Consider the following 19,409-nt stretch of genomic DNA (forward strand, 5'->3'; position numbering starts at 1 on the left):
CCTTCTACCCCGTCAGGCCTCACGGACCACATCGGACGGGTCCTTGTCCACCCGCCAGCCCCGCCACCGCGGGTGCCGAAGCCGCCCTGGGCCGGTCCATTCGCTGTAGGTCACTTCGCCCACGAGCTCCGGTGCCACCCAATGCGCGTCCGAGGAATCGGGGCGCGGAACATCGTGGAACGGAGACGTTTTCCTGCCCAGCCGTTCCACCTTCTGCCGGAGTTCGGCGAGCTCCCGGGTGCTAAAACCGCTGCCCACGCGGCCGATGTACCGCAGCTTGCCGCCCTCGGGAATACCCACCAGGAGTGAGCCCACGGTCTCCTCTCGGCCGCCTTTGCCCGGGCGCCAGCCACCCACCACCACTTCCTGGGTCTGCTCGGTCTTGAGCTTGATCCAGGTGCGGGTTCGTTGTCCGCTCACGTAGCGGCTGTCCGTCCGCTTGGCCATAACGCCCTCAAGGCCGAGTTCCTGTGCGCTTTCGAGGATGTGCTCCACCCGGTCCTCCAGCACCATCGACAGGTCCACCGGGCAGTTGGAGGGGCGGTAGAACCGTTCCAGCCGTTCGCGCCGCTCGGTGAGCGGGAGCCGGCGGAGATCCATCCCGCCGTCGTGGAGCAGGTCGAAAAGGACCAGCCGGACGGGGATGGCTGTACGGGCCTTTGCGACGTCGGCGGCGCGGGTGAGCTTCATGCGTCCCTGCAGCAGCCCAAAGTCGGGTCTGCCGCCCGCGCCCAGGGCCACGATTTCGCCGTCGGCCACGAACGGCTGTTCCGGCCAGCAGGAGCGGTCAGTGAATTCGGGGTAGGTCCTGCTGACGTCATTCCCGTTGCGGCTGAAGATGCGGACCTTTTCCTCATCCGCCACGAGGATTGCCCGCACCCCGTCCCACTTGAGCTCGAACTGCCAGTTGCTGCCCTGCAGGTCTGCGGTGTCCCCGGAGGTGGCCATCATCGGGCCGAAGTCCTCCGGTGAAACAGGGAGCGGGGCGCCGTCCCGGGCAGCACCCTCCCGGGCTGCCGCGGCACTGCCAGTGGTTGCGTGCGCTTTATTCTCCGGTTCCCGGGCGCTCTCCTGGGGCGCCCCGCCGCTCCCGGGCTCCCCGGCATCCTCCTCCGGCCCGGCAGGCAGTGGCGCGTGCCGCCGTCGTCCGCCTTGGTGCTCTTTATCCATGAGGTGGATGAGCCACTGGCCCTCGGAGTCCCCGCCCTGCCCGCGGCCGGTGTGGATCAGCGCCACCTTCTTCGGCCCGCCCAACCCGCCACCCTCGGACCCGTTTAGCGTAACGATGACTTCCCTGCCATTGATCCATTTGTGCAGCTCATATGTGCCGGTGTCCCAGATGGTCATGTCGCCCGCACCGTACTCTCCTTTGGGGATGGTCCCGCTGAAGGTGAGGTAGTCCATCGGGTGGTCCTCGGTCTGAACAGCCAGGTGGTTCTTGCCGCCGGATTCGGGGACGCCCTTGGGCAGCGCCCACGACACCAGGACGCCCTCGTGTTCCAGCCGGAGATCGAAATGGAGCCGGCTGGCGTGGTGTTCCTGGATGACGAACGCGTCTCCGGTGCCGGCCGCTCCGCTGAACGGCTCGGGTGTCGCCCTGGGATCGCGCATGGAGCGGTACTTTGTGAGGCGGGGATTACCGTCGTCGTGCTCTTCTTTGTCCGTGCCCCGGGCAGTGGCGGAGCCTCCGCCTGCGGCCCTGACGACGGCGGCGAACGGCTCCGTGCCGTCCTGCACCCTCCGGATCACCTCCTGGTAATCCAGGTGCCGAAGGTTCGGGGAACTGATCTCCTGCCAGGTGCGGGGCGCGGCCACCATCGGTGTGGGGCGTCCACGGAGCGAATACGGGACGATGGTGGTTTTGGCTGCGTTGTTCTGGCTCCAGTCCACCAGCACTTTGCCTCTGCGGAGCGTCTTTTTCATATCGCTGACGGCGAGGTCGGGATGGTCCGACTCCAGGGCCCGCGCCAATTCGCGGGCAAAAGCCGAGATCTGGTCGGAGGTCTGGCTCCGGTCCAGCGCGGCATACAGATGGATGCCTTTGCTGCCGCTGGTCACCGGGACCGAATCCAAGCCCACGTCCTCAAGGATTGAGCGCGCCAGGAGGGCAACCTCCACGCACTCCTCCAGGCCCGCGCCCTCCCCGGGGTCGAGGTCAAGGACCAGGCGGTCGGGATTCAACTGGTTGCCGTGCGAATCCACCTGCCACTGGGGAACGTGGATTTCCAGCGAGTTGATCTGGCCGAACCAGGTGAGCGTGGCGGGATCGTTGACCATCGGGTATTGGATGGTCCGGTCCTTGTGGGTGATGGCGGCACGCGGGAGCCACCCGGGGGCGGAGTCCTCTAGGTTCTTCTGGAAAAACACTTCGCCCGGCTTTTCCGCCGTGCCCACGCCGTTGACCCACCGCTTCCTGGTGGCCGGCCTGCCGGCTGCGGCGGGGATCAGGACGTGGGCCACCGCGGCGTAGTAGGCGAGGACGTCGGCCTTGGTGGTGCCGGTCTCCGGATAGATGACTTTGCCCAGGTTGGTGAGGGTCAATTCCCTTCCCGCAACCCGGACACGCTCCTTAGCTGCGGCCATGGGGCTTCACCTCCGGGGCTCCGTGATGTTGACTTAGGGAATGAGAGCCATCTGGAAAGGTGCCATCGCGTTTGGCCTGGTCAACGTACCCGTAAAGGTCTACAGCGCCACCGAGGATCATGACATCAGTCTGCACCAGGTCCACAATGCCGACGGGGGACGCATCCGCTACCAGCGTAGGTGCGAGGTCTGCAGCCAGGTCATTGATTATTCGGATATCGAGAAGGCCTACGAGGAGGACGGCCGGACTGTCATCCTGGCCAAGGATGAACTCAAGGCCATTCCGGCGGAGAACAGCCACGAGATCGAGGTGGTGCAGTTCGTCCCGTCCGAGCAGCTTGAACCCATGATGTTCGAGAAAAGCTACTACCTGGAGCCGGACTCCAAGTCGCCCAAGGCCTATGTGCTGCTGCGCCGGGCGCTCGAGGACACGGACCGGGTGGCCATCGTCCAGTTCGCTTTGCGGGAGAAGACGCGGCTCGGTGCCTTGCGCATCAAGGACGACACTTTGGTCCTCCAGTCCCTGCTCTGGCCGGACGAGGTGCGCGAAGCGAATTTCCCCTCCCTGGAGGCAGACATCAGGATTTCCCCGCAGGAACGCGACATGTCCGCGGCCCTGGTGGAGTCCATGGCGGCCGACTTCGACCCCGCCCACTTCACGGATGACTACCAGGTACAGCTGCGCCAGCTCATCGAGGCCAAGCTTGAGCAGGGCGACTCCCTGAATACCGAGGAAACGTTTGGCGTCGAAGCCGGCGAGGGCGGCAAGGGTGAGGTCATTGACCTGATGGAAGCACTGAAACGGAGCCTGGACCGGAAACGCGGGAGCGGGTCCGATGCTGCCGGCTCCGGCGCTGAGGACCCGGAGGCTGAGGACGCGGACGCTGAGGCTGGAGGCGACGGCGGAGAAAGCGCCAAGCCGGCGCCCAAGAGGGCCCCGGCGGGCAAGTCCGCGGACACGAAAACCACTGCATCCAGGTCCACTGCCAGCAAGTCCACGGCCAGTAAGACCGCCGCGGCGAAGTCGACGGACGGTAAGTCCAGCACGGCGAAGACCGGTACGGAAAAGTCCACCGCCGCCAAATCCACTGCCACAAAGTCGACGGGCAGTAAGACCACTGCCAAACCTGCGGCCAAGAGCACCACCAGTAAGGCAACCGGCACCAGGGCGCGCAAGCCGGCCTGATGGTGCGCTTGCGGTGCCTGTTCCCTGGATTAGTGCCATGAGTATGAAACTACTAAGCCTGCTTGCTTTCCGGTAGTCGCCGCCTCGTAGCGGGGCTGCCGGCAGCAGGTCCGGCCGTCGTGGTGCTTCGAGCCGTTCCCTTTGAAGCCGTCTCTTTACAGCGGAGTTCGGCGAGTTCACAATGAGTCGCATCGCAGCCTCCGCTGTGCCCGCAGCGTGCTGCCACTCACTGACGAACCACCGTAGAGGAAGGCACAGTCATGACAGATCAAGCAGATGTCTCGGAGGCGGACCGGGCGCTCAAGCAGAAGCACCGCGCCATGTGGGCATCAGGAGACTATCCCGCGCTGGCCAGTGAGCTGCTCCCCGAACTGGGAGCCATCCTGGTGGAAGCATGCGGCATCAATTCACGGCATAGGGTCCTGGACGTCGCCGCCGGGGCAGGCAACGCTGCCATCCCAGCCGCGATGATGGGTGCGAAGGTGGTGGCGAGCGACCTCACGCCGGAACTGTTCGACGCCGGCCGCCACCAGGCAGCGGACCGCGGGGTGGAGCTGGAATGGATGGAGGGGGACGCGGAGGCGCTGCCCTTTGGCGATAACGGGTTCGACACCGTAATGTCCTGCCTCGGCGTGATGTTTGCACCCCACCACCAACCGGCAGCCGACGAGCTCCTGCGGGTGTGCAAACCGGGCGGCACCATCGGGCTCCTCAGCTGGACACCTGAAGGATTCATCGGCAGGATGTTCGCCGCCATGAAACCGTTCGCCCCGCCACCCCCGCCCGGTGCACAGCCGGCTCCGCTGTGGGGGAGCGAGGAACACGTGCGTGAACTCTTCGGTGACAGGATCACCGACATCCAGGCCCGCAAAAAAACGCTCGGGGTCAGCAGTTTCCACCAGCCGGAGGACTTCGTCCGCTACTTCAAGTCCCACTACGGCCCCACCATCTCGGTCTATAAATTCATCGCGGAGGACGGGGAGAAGGTCAAGGACCTGGACAAGGCACTGACAGAACTGGCCGAGTCGTTCGGCGACGCCCACGGCGATGTTCCGTTCCACATGGAGTGGGAGTACCTGCTGTTTACCGCCAGGAAGGCCAAGGGGGCCGGCTGAGCGCCGGTAACGCAGGCGGCCGCCGTCGGGCGTTCCCCTTGATAGGGAGCCCGACGGCGGCCGCCGTTGTCCTGCCTTAGCGGCAGTTGCCGGTGCTGCTACTCGGCGTCGTGATCAGTTTCCAGGATCTGGACCAGCCGGTCCAGCGCAGTGTCAGCCCCGTCGCCTTCGGCGCGGAGCACCACAACGTCACCGTGTGAGGCGCCCAGGCTCATGAGGGACAGGATGCTCGCAGCGTCCATGGCCTCATCTGCCGGCTCACCTTCACGGGCAATGGTGATGTCCAGGTCGAACTCGCCGGCTGCCTCGGCGAAAATGGCGGCAGGGCGGGCGTGCAGGCCTACGCGGCTGGCGACGGTTGCGGTGCGTTCTGGCATTTTTGCTCCTTATGTCTATCGGAACTGGGCTTCAGTGCCGGACAGGTAGTAGGTGAGGCGGGTCAGACCGTTGCTGGGACGGTTTCCACCGTAGCAGTGGTCTTGGGGGCTGCCCAGCGCTTGAGTGCTACAACAGCAAGCGCGCTCACAATCGTTCCGGCGATGATCGAGACCGCGAACATCAACAGGTTGCCGATGGCGAAGAAGACGAAGAAACCGCCGTGCGGTGCCTGTGATGTGACGTTGAACGCCATGCACAGTGCACCCGTCAGGGCACCGCCCATCATGCTGGCAGGGATGACGCGCAGCGGATCGGCAGCGGCGAACGGGATGGCGCCCTCCGAAATGAAGGACGCACCCAGCAGCCAGGCGGCCTTGCCGTTTTCTCGCTCGGCCAGGCTGAAGAGCTTCTTATCCAGGACAGTAGCCAGAGCCATGGCCAGCGGGGGCACCATGCCGGCCGCCATCACGGTGGCCATGATCTGCCATGGCGCCTGATTGGAGGCACTGCCGGCACCGAGACCTGCCACGGCGAAGGCATAGGCCACCTTGTTCACGGGGCCGCCCAGGTCGAAGCACATCATGAGGCCCAGGATGATTCCCAGGATCACAGCGGACGCACCGGTCATGCTGGACAGCCAGCCGTTAAGGGCGGTGGTGAGGCCTGCGATGGGGCCGCCAAGGAACAGGAACATTGCGCCGGAGGCAACAATGGATGCAAGCAGGGGGATGATGACCACGGGCATCAGGCCCCGCAGCCAGCGGGCGACCTGCCAGGTGCCGATCAGGTGTGCGATGTAGCCGGCCAGCAGGCCGCCCACGATGCCGCCGAGGAAGCCGGCCCCCATGAATCCGGCTACGGCGCCTGCAACGAAGCCCGGGGCGATGCCGGGCCGGTCGGCAATGGCGTAGGCGATGTACCCGGCCAGCGCCGGGACCAGGAAGCCCATGGACAAGGCACCGATTTTGAAGAATACGGTGCCCAGATAGAGGGCCAGGTTCCCGTCAGGGAGGTTGAAAAGGGTGTTGTTGGCCAGAATGTCATTGGCCTTCGTGCCAAGGGCGATGTCGAAACCCGCCAGCAGGAAGCCCAGGGCAATGAGCAGGCCGCCGCCGGCAACGAAGGGAATCATGTAGCTGACGCCGGTCAGGAGCGCGCGCTTCAGTTTCTGGCCGATGTGCTCGCCCTTCTCGCTGGCTTCCCGTTCTGCCTGCTCCTCGGCACCGAAGTGGGGGACGCGGCGTGCGTGCGGGTCTGATGCCGCGGCGAGGGCTTCCTGGACCATTTTGGCGGGCTCGTCAATGCCGCGCTTTACGGGGGCGTTGATGACTGGCTTGCCGGCAAAGCGTTCCTTGCCGCGCACGTCCACGTCCACCGCGAAGATCACGGCGTCGGCGGCGGCGATAACCGCCGGGTCCAGCGGCTTGGCGCCGGAGGAACCCTGGGTTTCCACCTGCAGGTCAACGCCGGCTTCCTGGGCTGCGGCCACCAGGGAATCAGCGGCCATGTAGGTGTGGGCGATGCCGGTGGGGCACGCGGTCACTGCCACGAGCCGCTTGGGTCCCCCACCATTGGTTGAGCCTGCCGGTGCCGCGTCTGCAGGGCCGGCAGCCGCAACCGCGGACGCACCCGACTGGCCGCTGGCATTCAGCGTCCCGGTGGTCGAGCCTGTTGAAACCGCGCCTGCCGGCACTGCGTCAGCGGGGGAAGCGGCTGCATGGGCGGGCTTGTCCGCTAGTGCGCCGTCCACCAGTTCCACGATTTCTTCCCCGGATGCGGCATTGCGCAGGGCTGCGGTGAAGTCCTTTTTGATCAGGGACCTCGCGAGCTTGGACAGCAGCTTCAAATGTTGCTGGTCCGCGCCGTCCGGGGCTGCGATGAAGAAAATCAGGTCGGCCGGGCCGTCCTTGGCACCGAAGTCCACCTTGGGGTTGAGGCGGGCCATGGCCAGGGTCGGTTCCGTGACTGCTGCGGAGCGGCAGTGTGGAATGGCGATGCCGCCGGGGATGCCTGTGGCGGTCTTCTGTTCGCGGGCAAAAGCATCCGCAAAGAGGCCTTCGACTTCCGAGGCGCGTCCGGTGGCGGCTACTTTGCTTGCCAGGTGCCGGATCACGGCCTCGGGGGTACTGCCCAGGTTCTGGTCGAGGTCGACCAGTTCCGTGGTGATGAGCTGGGTCACTGTCAATCCTTTCGAAGGGCCGTGATGGTTACGGCATCCGGTGTGGTTTGGTGGACTGCCGGGACAGTGGAACCCGGCAGGGAAGCGGCGGCAGCACCGTGGGCCACCGCCTGGCGAAGGCAGTCGGCCGGGGCGGCGCCCTGGCCGTGGGCGAGCAGGTAGCCGGCGAGGGCAGAGTCGCCCGCGCCGACAGTGCTGACCGCGGCGACCGGCGGGTGCGTGGCCAGCCACGCCCCGTCGGCCGTTACCAGGACAGCTCCCTTGGATCCGAGAGTTGCCAGCACAGCACCCACACCGGAACGTACGACGGCGGCGGCTGCTGCTGCGGCTGCAGCCGGGTCCGCTTCAAGTTCGTCAGCGGTGGCCGGGGAGGCGGAGCCGGCTGCGGCAGCCAGCTCCGCCAGTTCTTCGGCATTGGGTTTGAGGAGGTCCGGCTTTCCCGAACCATCGCCTGCCTCGCCGCTGGAAACAGCGGCGGCAAGAGGGGCGCCGGAGGAGTCCACAGCGATCCGCGGGGCATTTCCGTTTGCCTCGGAGCGGAGCCGGCGGGCCACGGTGGCGTAGTAGTCGGCGGGGAATCCCGGGGGAAGCGATCCGGCAAGGACCACCCAGCTGGCGCCACGGGAGCTCTCCAGCAGCAGCTTCATCAGGGCTTCCTGCTGGTCCGCGTCGAGCAGCGGCCCGGGCTCATTGATCTTGGTGGTGACCCCGCCAGGCTCAGTGAGCGCAACGTTGGTGCGGAGCGGCTCGCTGATGGGGAGGGACACGAAGGGCACTTCGCTCTCGCGCAGGCCGGCCAGCACGGGATCGCTGTCCGCGCCGGGAAGGACCGCTACCGACTCCAGGCCGGAGGCCACCAGGGCGCGTGAAACGTTGACGCCCTTGCCACCGGATTCCTGGCTGACGGAGACGGCGCGCTGCACTTCGCCGCGTTCCAACGGGCCGGGGAGCGCCACAGTCCGGTCCAGGCTCGGGTTGGCTGTGAAGGTGACAATCATGCGATCACCACATCTACGCCGGCTTCTTCGAGGGCCGCTGCAAGTTCCGGTCCGGGTTCGCTGTCTGTAATCAAAGTGTCCAGATCTTTCAGGGAGGCGAACTGGACCAGGGTTTCCGTGTCCAGTTTGGAGGAATCGGCCAACACCACGATGCGGCGGGCCGAACGGACGAAAGCTGCCTTGACGGCGGCTTCTTCGGGATCGGGAGTGCTCAGGCCAAAGGTTGCGTGGATGCCGTTGGTACCGATGAAGGCGATGTCCGGCCGAAACCTGCTGGCAGAGTCCACAGTTGCCTGGCCTACGGCAACCTGGGTGATTCCGCGGACCCGGCCGCCGAGGACCTCGAGGGCAATCCCGGGGATGCTGGAAAGCTTGCCCGCGATGGGCACGGCGTGGGTGATCGCGACCAGTTCCGCCCGTGGTTCAAAGGAATCGGAGGCCTCGACGGCGGTGCGCCGGGAGAGCAGGTCCGCCAGCACCTCGGTGGTGGTGCCGCCGTCGATCAGGACGCTGCCGCGTGATGTGCGGGGGATCAGGGCCAGGGCGGCCTCGGCGATCCGCATCTTCTGGTCCGGCCGCTGGATGGCCCGTTCGTTGATGCTTTCCTCGGTGGTGCTGAAGCGGTCTGCCGCCACGGCGCCGCCGTGCACGCGGCGGACCGTCCCGGCGTTTTCCAGGGTGGCAAGGTCCCGGCGGACGGTTTCGGTGGTGATGCGGAAGCGCTCGGCCAGGAGGGTCACGCTGACCCGGCCGGTGCCGGCTACAAGCTCGGCAATCTTCTGCTGGCGCTCCTCGGCGAACACATACCCTCCGTTGCGTAAGGCTTGATGGTGCGGCTGCTGATACTGCTGTTTCATTCGTACAGCATTCCGCTGGTGCGTGACTGGCATCACAGGATGTTGAGTTACTTGACTTTATCTTTGCTTCTGTTGGTTTGTCAACGGAAACCCACACGAAACAAAATGGTCGTTCTTCCCCACCCCAATGGAGACGGCCTTGCCGGGTGAGAGCGACCACCAAAAGCGGGTTGATACTGGTGAGGCCAACCCGCCCCCCGTTCCGGAAGGGGGTACTACAGTGGAGGCATGGCTGCCAGCCGGAATCCGCTCGAGGAGCTGCGAGAAACCATCGGCCATCTGGCCGATCAGCTCAAGCTGCCCGGTTCTGAGCGCGTCGACGAGCTGGTCGGCGATCTGGTGGGTGCGAGGCCAGGGCCCGCCCGGCCGCTGTCCGAGTTGCAGGCCGAGCTCGACGCCCTGGTGGGGCTGGAGACCGTGAAGGAACAGGTGCGGGCCCTCGTCGCACTGCTGCAGGTCCAGGCCCGCCGCAAGGCGCACGGCCTGCCTGAGGTGGCCACATCGCAGCATCTGGTGTTCCTCGGCAACCCGGGCACAGGCAAGACCACCGTGGCTAGGCTCCTGGCCGAGATGTACCGGGCTGTCGGCCTGCTGCAGAAAGGCCACCTGGTGGAGGTTGACCGTTCGGGCCTGGTGGGGCAGTACGTCGGCGCCACTGCCATCAAGACGGACCGGGTCATCCGGCGTGCGCTGGACGGCGTCCTGTTCATCGACGAGGCCTACGCGCTTGCCCCTGAGGACGGCCGGACCGACTTTGGACCCGAGGCGATCGAGGTCCTGCTTAAGCGAATGGAGGACCACCGCCACCGCCTGGTCGTGATCGTGGCGGGGTACCCGCGGCTCATGGAGTCCTTTCTGCTCTCCAACCCCGGGCTGCGCTCCCGGTTTGCCCGCGAGATCACGTTCCCCGACTACTCCGTGGACGCACTCCAGACGATCTTCCACCAGATGCTGACCCAGCACGAGTACACGCTGGAGCCGGACGCGGACCAGATGCTGCGGCGCATTTTCACGGGGCTCCACGCGGGCGAGGACTCCGGCAACGCACGCTTCGCCCGCACTCTGTTCGAGCAGGCCCTCAACCGCCAGGCGCTGCGGCTGTCGCTCGACGAGGAGCATAGTCTCGACGCGCTCGACCGTGAGGCCGTCATGATGCTCACTGCGGACGACATCGTGGGGGCCGCGCTGGCCTTGGGCGAGGAACCGGAGCCGGAGCCGGAACAGGCGCCGGAACCGGAGCAGCGGCGCTGGTGGAGCTGGCTGGTCTGAGGGATCTCCGGCAACCCGGCACGCCTTGCCCGGCCCGGCTTCACGTTTCTTTCAACCTGCCTCGTTAGGCTGAGGCGATGGAAACAGTTGTGTGGTCCAAGCCTGAGGGTGAGCGGGCAGGGACTCCGCTGCTGGTGATGATGCACGGTTACGGCACCGACGAATCACGGATGGTCCGGCTCTTCGAGTACCTGCCGGCGGAATTCACCTGTGCGGCCCTCAGGGCTCCCATGGCCATTGGTGACCACTATGGCTGGTTCCTGCTGGATTACTTCCTGACCAATGACTTTGCAGATGTCATCAAGGCCTCGAGCGCTGTCCAGACCTGGATCAATACCGTCAAGGGACAGCACACCAGCGTGAGCCTGCTCGGTTACTCACAAGGCATGGCGATGGCCAGCACGCTGCTGCGCCTCCACCCGAAAGACTATGTGGCCGTGGTGGGGCTTTCCGGGTTTGTCCTGGAAAATGAGCTGCTGTCGCTCACCGAATCCTTCGACACCAAGCCGCCCTTCTTCTGGGGGCGGGACAAGGCCGACCTCGTCATCAATGAGGACGCCGTGGCGTACACCGAAGAGTGGCTTCAAAACAACACGCTCCTTACCGCCAGGACCTACCCGGGGATGGGGCATGCCATGTCCAAGACGGAGATGGTGGACGTGAGTGCTTTCCTGCGCCATTACGTACTCAAAACAAGCGGACCTGCACCGACGTAACCCCACCTTGGGCCGAAGGTGAAATCGGTCACACGAAGCGGCCCAGGAAAAAACAGTTGCCAGCAAAATTTGTAAGCGCTTACACTCGTTCTCGGCCGTCCTATCGGCCCTGAGCTGGGCGGATAAGGAGATCAGCGCGGTGCGGACGGTTTTCGGCGGCCGGATGAGGGCTGATGCCCTTGGCTTGGCCTCCAGTAACGAAGGTTCCGCTGGCTTGTCCTGTACGGGGCAGCACGTCCATGATAGTGGAGGACGATCAGCAAGCTTGCGGCCGCCGCGTTTCCCGTGGCGCCGGTTGCCTTCCGCAGTTGCATGTCGCCAGGGCATCGAGGCCTCACCTTTTTCAAGCATCCCCGCCTTCGAGGCTGCCCGCCGTCCTGAAAGGACACCGCACCGCTGATGACCGAAAACACGGCTACAGACAACGTCACCCCCGGACTTGCCGCTTGGGCAGGCGCCTCTGCGATCCTCTTCGATCTTGACGGTGTGCTCACCCCCACAGCCACTGTGCACGAGCAGGCGTGGCAGGAACTGTTCGAAAGCTACCTCGCGCTGCACCCGCAGGCTGCCGGCTACACCGCAAGCGACTACTTCGACCACATCGACGGGAAGCCGCGCTTTGACGGCGTCAGGGACTTTCTCGCCTCCCGCGGAATAGTGCTTCCCGAGGGTCCCACTGACGATGACCCCGCCAACATCACCGTGCAGGGCCTGGGCAACCGGAAGAACAGGATCTTCAACGACATCGTGGGCGCCGGCGTCGAGCCTTTCGAGGGTTCCGTGCAGTTCCTTGGCGCCGTGCTGGACCGCGGACTCAAGGTCGCCGTCGTTTCTTCCTCCCGCAACGCACCGGCCGTCCTGAAGGCCGCCGGACTGAGCACCCACTTTCCGGTGGTGGTGGACGGTGTGGTGGCAGCCAGGGAGAACCTGCCCGGCAAGCCCAGCCCCGCCACATACGAATACGCCGCCGGGCTCCTGAACCTGCCCACTGAGCAATGCGTGGTGGTGGAGGACGCAGTCTCCGGTGTCCAGGCCGGAAGCGCCGGGTCGTTCCACTCCGTAGTCGGCGTTGACCGCGGCGCCGGACGCCAGACACTGCTCGACGCCGGAGCCACCGTGGTGGTCAACGAGCTCAACGAACTCCTGTAGGCAGTGCTGCCGGTACCGGCACCCCCGTCCCGGTGACGGGACACCACGAATTACTCAAGTAAGCAGTAAGCAGCAACCCAGGCTGCCGCGCCAACAGCGGCCGGAGAAAGCTGCCCTCATACACGCACAAGGACCTCAACACCATGGCTCTGATCTCAGCGGACCGCGAAAGGTTCCCCAACACACCCTGGCAACTGGTGGAAACACGCCACGAACAGGGTACTCAGGGGACATTGGAAACCCTTTTTGCGCTGGGAAACGGCCACTTGGGCATCCGCGGCGCACACTGGGCGGCAGCTGACTCCGACCTGCCCGGCAGCTTCATCAACGGACTGCATGAAATCTGGGACATTAAGCACGCTGAAAACGCCTACGGGTTCGCCCGCACCGGCCAGCGCATCCTGTACATCCCCGACGCCAACAACTTCACCGTCATCATCGACGGGGAAACCCTCAGCCTCGCCGAATCCGAGGTGCTGGAGTACCGGCGCTCCGTTGATTTTTCCACCGGCGTTTACGAATGCCGGATCACCTGGCAGTGCCGCTCCGGCGCGACCGTCACCACCACCGAGCGGCGCGCCGTGGGCTTCGTTTCGCGGGGGGCCCTTGGCATCTCGCTGGAGGTAGCCACCAACCGGGATGTGTCGGTAGACGTCACTTCCTCCGTGATCAACCGCCAGGACCAGCCGGTGGAGGACCACTCCGTCCACGATCCCCGCCGCGCAGGCCGCCACGCCGGCCGCGTACTGCTGCCCCTGCGCCTCGACGGCGGGGACGGGTCCCTCCGGCTGGCTTGGGAGGCGGCGGAATCGAAGCAGCGCGTGGGCGTTGCGGTGGACCACTGGACCTCCGCAGGGCACCAGCCCTTCGATACCCTCGTGGACCAGGATGACAGCAGCGTCCGCTACGTCCTGGCGGTCAGCGCGGACGAGCCGTTCCGCCTGGAAAAGAGCGTTAGCTACGCGGCCGGCCCTGCGATCCAGGACCCCTCTGTTGACCCCGCCGCGGTGGCAGAAGGCAGCCTGCGTTCGGTCCAGGACATCTTCGCCGAAAGCGAAGAGCACTACCGCCGCTACTGGGCCACCTCGGACATCGTGGTGGCCGGCCAGCCTGAACTGCAGCAGGCCATCAGGTGGAACCTGTTCCAGCTGGCCCAGGCGACCGCGCGTGCGGACGTTGCCGGGATTCCCGCCAAGGGCGTCACCGGTTCCGGCTACGAAGGCCACTACTTCTGGGACCAGGAGGTGTACATCCTGCCGTACCTGACGTACACCAACCCTGATGGCGCCCGCCAGGTACTGGAGTTCCGCCACGGCATCCTTCCCGAAGCCCAGGTCCGGGCAAAGGAACTCAGCGTGGACGGTGCGCTGTTCCCCTGGCGCACCATCAATGGGCTCGAAGCCAGCGCCTACTATGCCGCAGGCACCGCCCAGTTCCACATTGCCGCCGCCATCGCCTTTGCCACCAACCGGTACGTCTGGGCTACGGTGGACGCAGCCTTCCGTGACGGGATGGGCGCCGAGCTGCTGATCGAAACCGCGCGCATGTGGTTCTCGCTGGGCTTCTTTGGCAAGGACGGGCTCTTCCACATCCACGGCGTGACCGGGCCGGACGAATACACCGCCGTTGTCAACGACAACCTCTACACAAACGTCATGGCGCGTTTCAACCTGCGGGCTGCCGCTGCACTGGAGCACGCCGGCGTCAGCCAGGAGGAGCGGCAGCTGTGGGAGGCGGCGGCGAACCGCATGCAGCTGCCGTTCGACGAGCGCATGCAGGTCCACTCGCAGGACAACGACTTCATGCACCTCGAACCCTGGGACTGGACCACGCCCCGTTCCAAGTACCCGCTGCTGCTGCACTTCCACCCCCTGGTCATTTACCGGCACCAGGTCCTGAAGCAGGCGGACACCGTCCTGGCGATGTTCCTGCAGTGGCAGGACTTCAGCGCCGGGGAAAAACAGCGGGCCTTCGATTTCTACGACCCGCTGACGACGGGCGATTCAACACTCTCCGCCTGCGTCCAGGGCATCATGGCCGCCGAGGTAGGGTACTCCCGCGAAGCCCTTGAGCACTTCACCAACGCGGTGTTCATCGACCTGGACGACACCCATGGCAACACCATCGACGGCGTCCACATCGCCTCCACCGGGGGAGTGTGGAGCTCCCTCGTCTGCGGGTTTGCGGGGCTAAGGGACCAGGGGCCGGTCCCGTACTTCGATCCGCGCCTGCCCGCCGGCTGGGAAAGCCTGGCGTTCCACCTCAAGATCCGTGGCCGTTTGCTGCTGGTCCAGCTCGACGCCGAAGCCATCACCCTGACAGTCCAGGACGGCAGTGCCCTTGAGGTGGACGTGCGCGGCGGCCTGCTCAGCGTGGGCGCCGAGCCCGTCCGGGTGGCACTTGAGCCGGTGCCGGAACCGGAACCCACGGTCTTCCCCAGTGGACATCCGACGGCGAGCATTCCGGTGGTGCGCGCCAACAGCTAGGTAACGCCCGGCCGGCGACCAGCGCCGCCGGGCGGCTTAGTCTCCGGCCGCCGTCGACCGTTCCTCAACAGGAGCCCTGTCCAGCGGGTGCGCCAGTTCGTCGTCGGCCATGTGCGCCACCGCCATGGCGATGACCGCCATGACGGGGCATACGAGGCCTGCCACAAGGAAGATCAGCCAGAGGGGCAGGACCTCGGCGGCCGGCCCTGCCAGGGCCATGGACACGGGCATCAATGCAAGCGACACAAAGAAGTCCAGGCTGGAGACCCTCCCCAGAAGATGGGGCGGGACGCGCCGCTGGAGGAGCGTGCCCCAGATGACCATGCCCACGCTGCCGGTCACGCCCCAGATGAACAGCGCGGCGGCGACCGCCCAGAAGCTGTTCATGATCCCGACGGCGGCCAGCGGCAGGCTGCCCGCACCCCAGGACACCATCATCACCGTGAGGTAGCGACGCGGAAGCCTCAAGGACGCTGTGACCAGCGATCCCAGGGCCGCGCCCACGCCCATCACGGCGAGGAGGAAGCCGAACATGCGCGAATCGCCGTCCAGTTGGTCGCGCACCACAAACGGCAGCAGCACCTCGATGGGACCCATCAGGAACAGGACCGAGATGCATGCCCAGAGCAGGGTCCACAGCAGCCACGGTGTGCGCAGTGTGTAAATAACACCCTCACGCAGGTCCTGGAGGAACGATGGTTTGCCGCGCTCGGCCCCCGCTGCGAACGAACCGTCCTCGGCCCCGTTGAGGGGCGCGTCCAGCGCGTGCTGGCCCAGGAAGTTGAGGATGATGAAGGCCGAGAGATGGCAGACGGCCACTGCCGTCACGGCGTGTGACGGCGAGAGGGCAGCCACCACGATGCCCGCCACGGCGGGACCGGCAGCCTGCTGGAGCACCGGCCGCATGGAACCCTCCACACCGTTCGCGGCGAGCAGGTCCTCGGCAGGAAGGATGCGCGGCAGGATGGCCGAGTAGGCGGGGAAGAAGAAGGCGGCTCCGACACCCAGCACAAAGGCGCCCACGGCCAGGTGCCAAAGTTGCAGCCACCCTGCCAGGGCAAGCCCGCTGACGGCGGCGATCACGGCGAGGTTGGTTCCTTCCACAGCAATGATCAGGCGGCGCTGCGGTATCCGGTCCGCAGCTATCCCGCCGGCCAGGAGAAAGGCCACCAGGCCAACACTGCCGGCGGCCGCCACCAGGGACAGCTCAAGCGGTCCGCCGCCCAGGTGGATCACCTGGTAGACCATGGCCACGGCCCACATGCCGGAGCCAAAAATGGAGATGGCCAGCGCCGAAATCAGGACCCGGTACTCGCGGTGGGCAAACGGCCGCAGGGCTTTGGGAGCGGGCATAGGGTTAAGTCTAGGCTTTGGGCGCAGACCCGGGACAGCGGGCTGCTGCCCCTTTCACCACGTGGGGAACGGTGCCGTGGCCTAGTGTTAAGCAACCTTAGTATTAGGAAAGGCCGCATCCGACGCGGCCGGCGAGACCAACAGAGGTGACTATGGCCAGGCGCAGCAATCCCGCAGTACGAATCGCACACGAAACCGCCCACAACGCCGTTTTTGACGCGGACGGCAAACCCAAGCCCGGCGTGCACAACACGCTCCTGAAGGCAGTGGAGATCCAGCGCCCGCTGGTCCTGGCCTACATCCGCAGGCTGCAGCGCAAGCACCCGCGTGCCACGGCCGCCCAGCTGGCGGACATCCTGGAGCGCGACTACCTCCGGGCCGTCACTGGCGGCGGGGCGGTAGTGGGCGCCACCGCGGTTGTCCCCGGTGTTGGCACCGTGGCCTCCCTTGGCCTCTCCGCAGCCGCGACCGTTGGATTCCTGGAAGCCACCGCACTTTACGCCACCTCACTTGCAGAACTGCACGGTATCCGCCTGACCAACCCGGAGAAGGCCAGCACCATGGTGATGGCCCTGATGCTTGGTGAGGAAGGCACCGCCTTGCTCGGAACGCTCAGCGGCCAGGCCGCGGGCAACGGCGTCAGTGCCTCCAGCGCGTGGGGCAACGTGCTCTCGAAATCGATGCCCGGCTTTGGTTCAGTCCGGAACCGGATCCAGAAAGCCTTCCTCAAGAACCTCCTCAAGCGCCAGGGCACTGCGCTGTTCGGCCGGGCGCTGCCGTTCGGCATCGGCGCAGTGGTAGGCGGAGCCGGTAACCTCATGATGGGGCGGGCAGTGGTGTCCAACGCGAAGGAAGCGTTCGGCCCGATGCCGGACACCATCCCCGGCGAACTCAATGCCGCCGCACCGGACAACCTGACGCTGGAAGGCAACAACATTGGATCTCAACGCTGACCTCGGCGAATCATTCGGCTCCTGGAACATGGGCGACGACCCCGCCATGTTCCGGCTGGTCACCAGCGCCAACGTGGCCTGCGGTTTCCACGCGGGAGACCCCGTCACCATGCTGGACAGCTGCAGGGCCGCCTATGAGCTGGACGTCACCGTCGGCGCGCACGTTGGCTACCGGGACCTCGCCGGCTTCGGCCGCCGCTCGCTGGACATGTCCTTTGACGAATTGTTCGGCGACGTGCTGTACCAGCTCGGCGCGCTCGACGGCGTCGCGCACGCTGTGGGTGCCTCCGTTGACTACGTGAAGCCGCACGGTGCGCTGTACAACCGGTTGGTCCGCGACGCAGACCAGGCCTCGGCAGTGGTGGCCGCAGTGAACTCCTACGACCCCGGGCTGCCCATCCTCGGCCTGCCCGGTTCGGAGCTGCTGAAACAGGCCAAGGAAGCCGGCCACCCCACCTTCATCGAAGCCTTCGTGGACCGCGCCTACCTGGCTGACGGAACCCTGGTGCCGCGCTCGCAGGAGGGCGCTGTCCTGCACGACGTGGACGCTATTGTCGAGCGGGCGGTGCGCATGGCCACCAAAGGTGAGGTGCTGGCCGTGGACGGGACCCTGGTCGGGGTGCGGCCGGACTCTTTATGCATCCACGGCGATACCCCGGGCGCCGTCGGGATGGCTGCAGCAGTCAGGGCCGGCCTTGAATCCGCCGGCGTTGAACTGGAGTCCTTCGCCTAGATTCCCCACACGGAGATGCTCCGGCCCGGCCCTCAGCAGGCTGCGCCGGAGCATCTGTGCGTTGTGGGGGTTCTGTCCGCGCCAAAGATCCGGGCAATTACCCAAAGATCAGGTGCGCCACCGTGAAGATCGTGAGCCCGGCGAGTGCACCCACCACGGTGCCGTTGATCCGGATGAACTGCAGGTCCTTGCCCACCTGGAGTTCAATCTTCTGCGAGGTTTCCTCTGCATCCCAGCGCGCCACGGTATCGGTGATGACCCCGGCAATGTCGGAGCGGTACGTCCGCACCAGGTAGCCCGCCGCGTCGCCGATCCAGGCGTTGACCTTTCCGGCGAGTTCCGGATCGTTGACCAGGCGCGAGCCAAAGTCGCGGACTGCTGCCTTGAACCTGATGGTCAGGTCGCTGTCCGGATCGTCGACGGCCCCGAGCAGCGCGTTCTTGACGGTGCCCCAGGTCCGGAAGGCGAGTTCCCGCACCTCCGGATCGCCGAGGACCTGTGCCTTGATGTCCTCGGCGCGGGCGATCATGGCCGGATCGTGCTGCAGGTCCTGAGCCAGGTCGTTCAGGTACTTGTCGATGGACTGCCGCACCTCGTGGTTCGGGTCAGCCTGAACGGCGCGGACGAACTTGAGGAGTTCCACGTACACCTTGTCGCCCACCATGCCGTCCAGGAACTGCGGAACCCAGGTGGGGGAGCGGTCCGAAACCAGGTGGGTGACGGTGTGGTGGTTGTCGTCCACCCAGTCCGCGGCCCTGTCCACCAGCAGGTCCACCAGTTTGTGGTGGTGCCCGTCGTGGAAGATCCGCTCCGCCATCCTGCCCACGGGAGGTCCCCACGGCGGAGTCAGCAGATGCTTGCGGACCATGCCCTCAATGACCGCCTGGACGTCGTCGTCATTCAGGACCTTGAACACGCCCCGGATGGCGGCGGCACCCTCCTTCGCTACCCGCTCGGCCCCGGCCGGTGTGGCAAGCCACTGGCCGGCCCGGCGCGCGATGTTCACGCTGGCCAGCTTGTCCTGGACCACCTGCTCGGAGAGGAAGTTGGTTTCCACGAACTCGCTCAGCGAGGCCCCGATCTGGTCCTTCCGGCGCGGGATGATCGCGGTGTGCGGAATCTTGATGCCCATGGGGTATTTGAACAGGGCGGTGACGGCGAACCAGTCAGCCAGTGCGCCCACCATGCCACCCTCAGCCGCAGCGCGCACATACTGGAGCCACGGGTACTCCTTCTGCAGTGCGAACGCGAACACAAAGATCACTGCCATGGCCACAAGCAGCCCCAACGCCAAGAGCTTCATTTTCCGCAGCGCTGCCGCTTTTTCCGCATCCCCCTCGCCAAGGTGGCGGCCGACGGCGGGAGCGGCCGTCGGGCCCAGCCCGCGGGGCGGGGCCGAAGGAGTAGGACTGGGTGCTTCCCGGGTAGTTGACTCAGAGTTCACCTGCATGTGC

Annotated in this window: 15 protein-coding genes; 8 read left to right on the forward strand and 7 right to left on the reverse strand. The window is 65.8% G+C overall.

What is annotated here, in order from left to right:
* Nucleotides 1-12 precede the first annotated feature (12 nt).
* Nucleotides 13-2,583, reverse strand: a complete 2,571-nt coding sequence (locus tag AC5RTE_RS06185; RefSeq protein WP_494040524.1) for an ATP-dependent DNA ligase — start codon at nt 2,581-2,583, stop codon at nt 13-15.
* Between the two features lie 40 nt (nt 2,584-2,623).
* Here AC5RTE_RS06185 and ku point away from each other — a divergent pair, with 40 nt between their 5' ends.
* Complete coding sequence (ku, locus tag AC5RTE_RS06190) at nt 2,624-3,769, forward strand: non-homologous end joining protein Ku (RefSeq protein ID WP_494040525.1); 1,146 nt, start codon at nt 2,624-2,626, stop codon at nt 3,767-3,769.
* A 260-nt stretch (nt 3,770-4,029) separates the two neighbouring features.
* A complete protein-coding gene (locus AC5RTE_RS06195) occupies nt 4,030-4,884 on the forward strand; it encodes a class I SAM-dependent methyltransferase (protein WP_494040526.1) in 855 nt (284 codons plus the stop codon).
* Between the two features lie 98 nt (nt 4,885-4,982).
* On the opposite strand, the gene AC5RTE_RS06200 is transcribed toward AC5RTE_RS06195, so the two are convergent.
* The 4 genes from AC5RTE_RS06200 to AC5RTE_RS06215 form a co-directional block, all read right to left on the reverse strand.
* Nucleotides 4,983-5,261, reverse strand: coding sequence for an HPr family phosphocarrier protein (locus AC5RTE_RS06200; protein ID WP_079598623.1), 279 nt, complete (start codon nt 5,259-5,261; stop codon nt 4,983-4,985).
* A gap of 62 nt (nt 5,262-5,323) precedes the next feature.
* Nucleotides 5,324-7,441 (reverse strand): PTS fructose transporter subunit IIABC, encoded by a 2,118-nt coding sequence (locus AC5RTE_RS06205; RefSeq protein WP_494040527.1) that lies wholly within the window; start codon nt 7,439-7,441, stop codon nt 5,324-5,326.
* Nucleotides 7,442-7,443: 2 nt separating this feature from the next.
* Entirely contained in the window at nt 7,444-8,439 is a 996-nt protein-coding gene (locus AC5RTE_RS06210; protein WP_494040528.1) for a 1-phosphofructokinase family hexose kinase, read from the reverse strand.
* The gene (locus AC5RTE_RS06215) at nt 8,436-9,242 is read right to left on the reverse strand and encodes a DeoR/GlpR family DNA-binding transcription regulator (protein ID WP_494040783.1); all 807 of its coding nucleotides are present in this window, start codon (nt 9,240-9,242) and stop codon (nt 8,436-8,438) included. The genes AC5RTE_RS06210 and AC5RTE_RS06215 overlap by 4 nt, the downstream gene beginning before the upstream one ends.
* Before the next feature lie 282 nt (nt 9,243-9,524).
* On the opposite strand from AC5RTE_RS06215, the gene AC5RTE_RS06220 reads away from it, so the two are divergent.
* The 4 genes from AC5RTE_RS06220 to AC5RTE_RS06235 all read left to right on the forward strand — a co-directional run bounded on the left by AC5RTE_RS06220 (nt 9,525) and on the right by AC5RTE_RS06235 (nt 14,916).
* Nucleotides 9,525-10,565 carry an AAA family ATPase gene (locus AC5RTE_RS06220; RefSeq protein ID WP_494040529.1) on the forward strand — a complete coding sequence of 347 codons (1,041 nt, stop codon included), beginning with the start codon at nt 9,525-9,527 and terminating at the stop codon, nt 10,563-10,565.
* 77 nt (nt 10,566-10,642) lie between these two features.
* On the forward strand, nt 10,643-11,281 hold the full coding sequence (locus tag AC5RTE_RS06225; protein WP_494040530.1) for an alpha/beta hydrolase: 639 nt from the start codon (nt 10,643-10,645) through the stop codon (nt 11,279-11,281).
* Nucleotides 11,282-11,680: 399 nt separating this feature from the next.
* A complete protein-coding gene (locus AC5RTE_RS06230; protein ID WP_494040531.1) occupies nt 11,681-12,430 on the forward strand; it encodes an HAD family hydrolase in 750 nt (249 codons plus the stop codon).
* Between the two features lie 143 nt (nt 12,431-12,573).
* Nucleotides 12,574-14,916, forward strand: a complete 2,343-nt coding sequence (locus AC5RTE_RS06235) for a glycoside hydrolase family 65 protein (RefSeq protein WP_494040532.1) — start codon at nt 12,574-12,576, stop codon at nt 14,914-14,916.
* Nucleotides 14,917-14,952: 36 nt separating this feature from the next.
* Here the strand turns inward: AC5RTE_RS06235 and AC5RTE_RS06240 are convergent, their stop codons facing one another.
* Nucleotides 14,953-16,269, reverse strand: coding sequence for an MFS transporter (locus AC5RTE_RS06240; RefSeq protein ID WP_494040533.1), 1,317 nt, complete (start codon nt 16,267-16,269; stop codon nt 14,953-14,955).
* 152 nt (nt 16,270-16,421) lie between these two features.
* Here AC5RTE_RS06240 and AC5RTE_RS06245 point away from each other — a divergent pair, with 152 nt between their 5' ends.
* Entirely contained in the window at nt 16,422-17,222 is an 801-nt protein-coding gene (locus tag AC5RTE_RS06245) for a hypothetical protein (RefSeq protein WP_494040534.1), read from the forward strand.
* Entirely contained in the window at nt 17,206-17,955 is a 750-nt protein-coding gene (locus tag AC5RTE_RS06250) for a LamB/YcsF family protein (RefSeq protein WP_494040535.1), read from the forward strand. Before AC5RTE_RS06245 ends, AC5RTE_RS06250 begins: the two co-directional genes overlap by 17 nt.
* Nucleotides 17,956-18,052: 97 nt before the next feature.
* On the opposite strand, the gene AC5RTE_RS06255 is transcribed toward AC5RTE_RS06250, so the two are convergent.
* Nucleotides 18,053-19,258: a DUF445 domain-containing protein gene (locus AC5RTE_RS06255; protein ID WP_494040784.1), complete on the reverse strand. Its 1,206-nt coding sequence runs from the start codon at nt 19,256-19,258 to the stop codon at nt 18,053-18,055.
* Nucleotides 19,259-19,409: the final 151 nt, after the last annotated feature.

The organism is Arthrobacter sp. K41 (assembly GCF_059089645.1).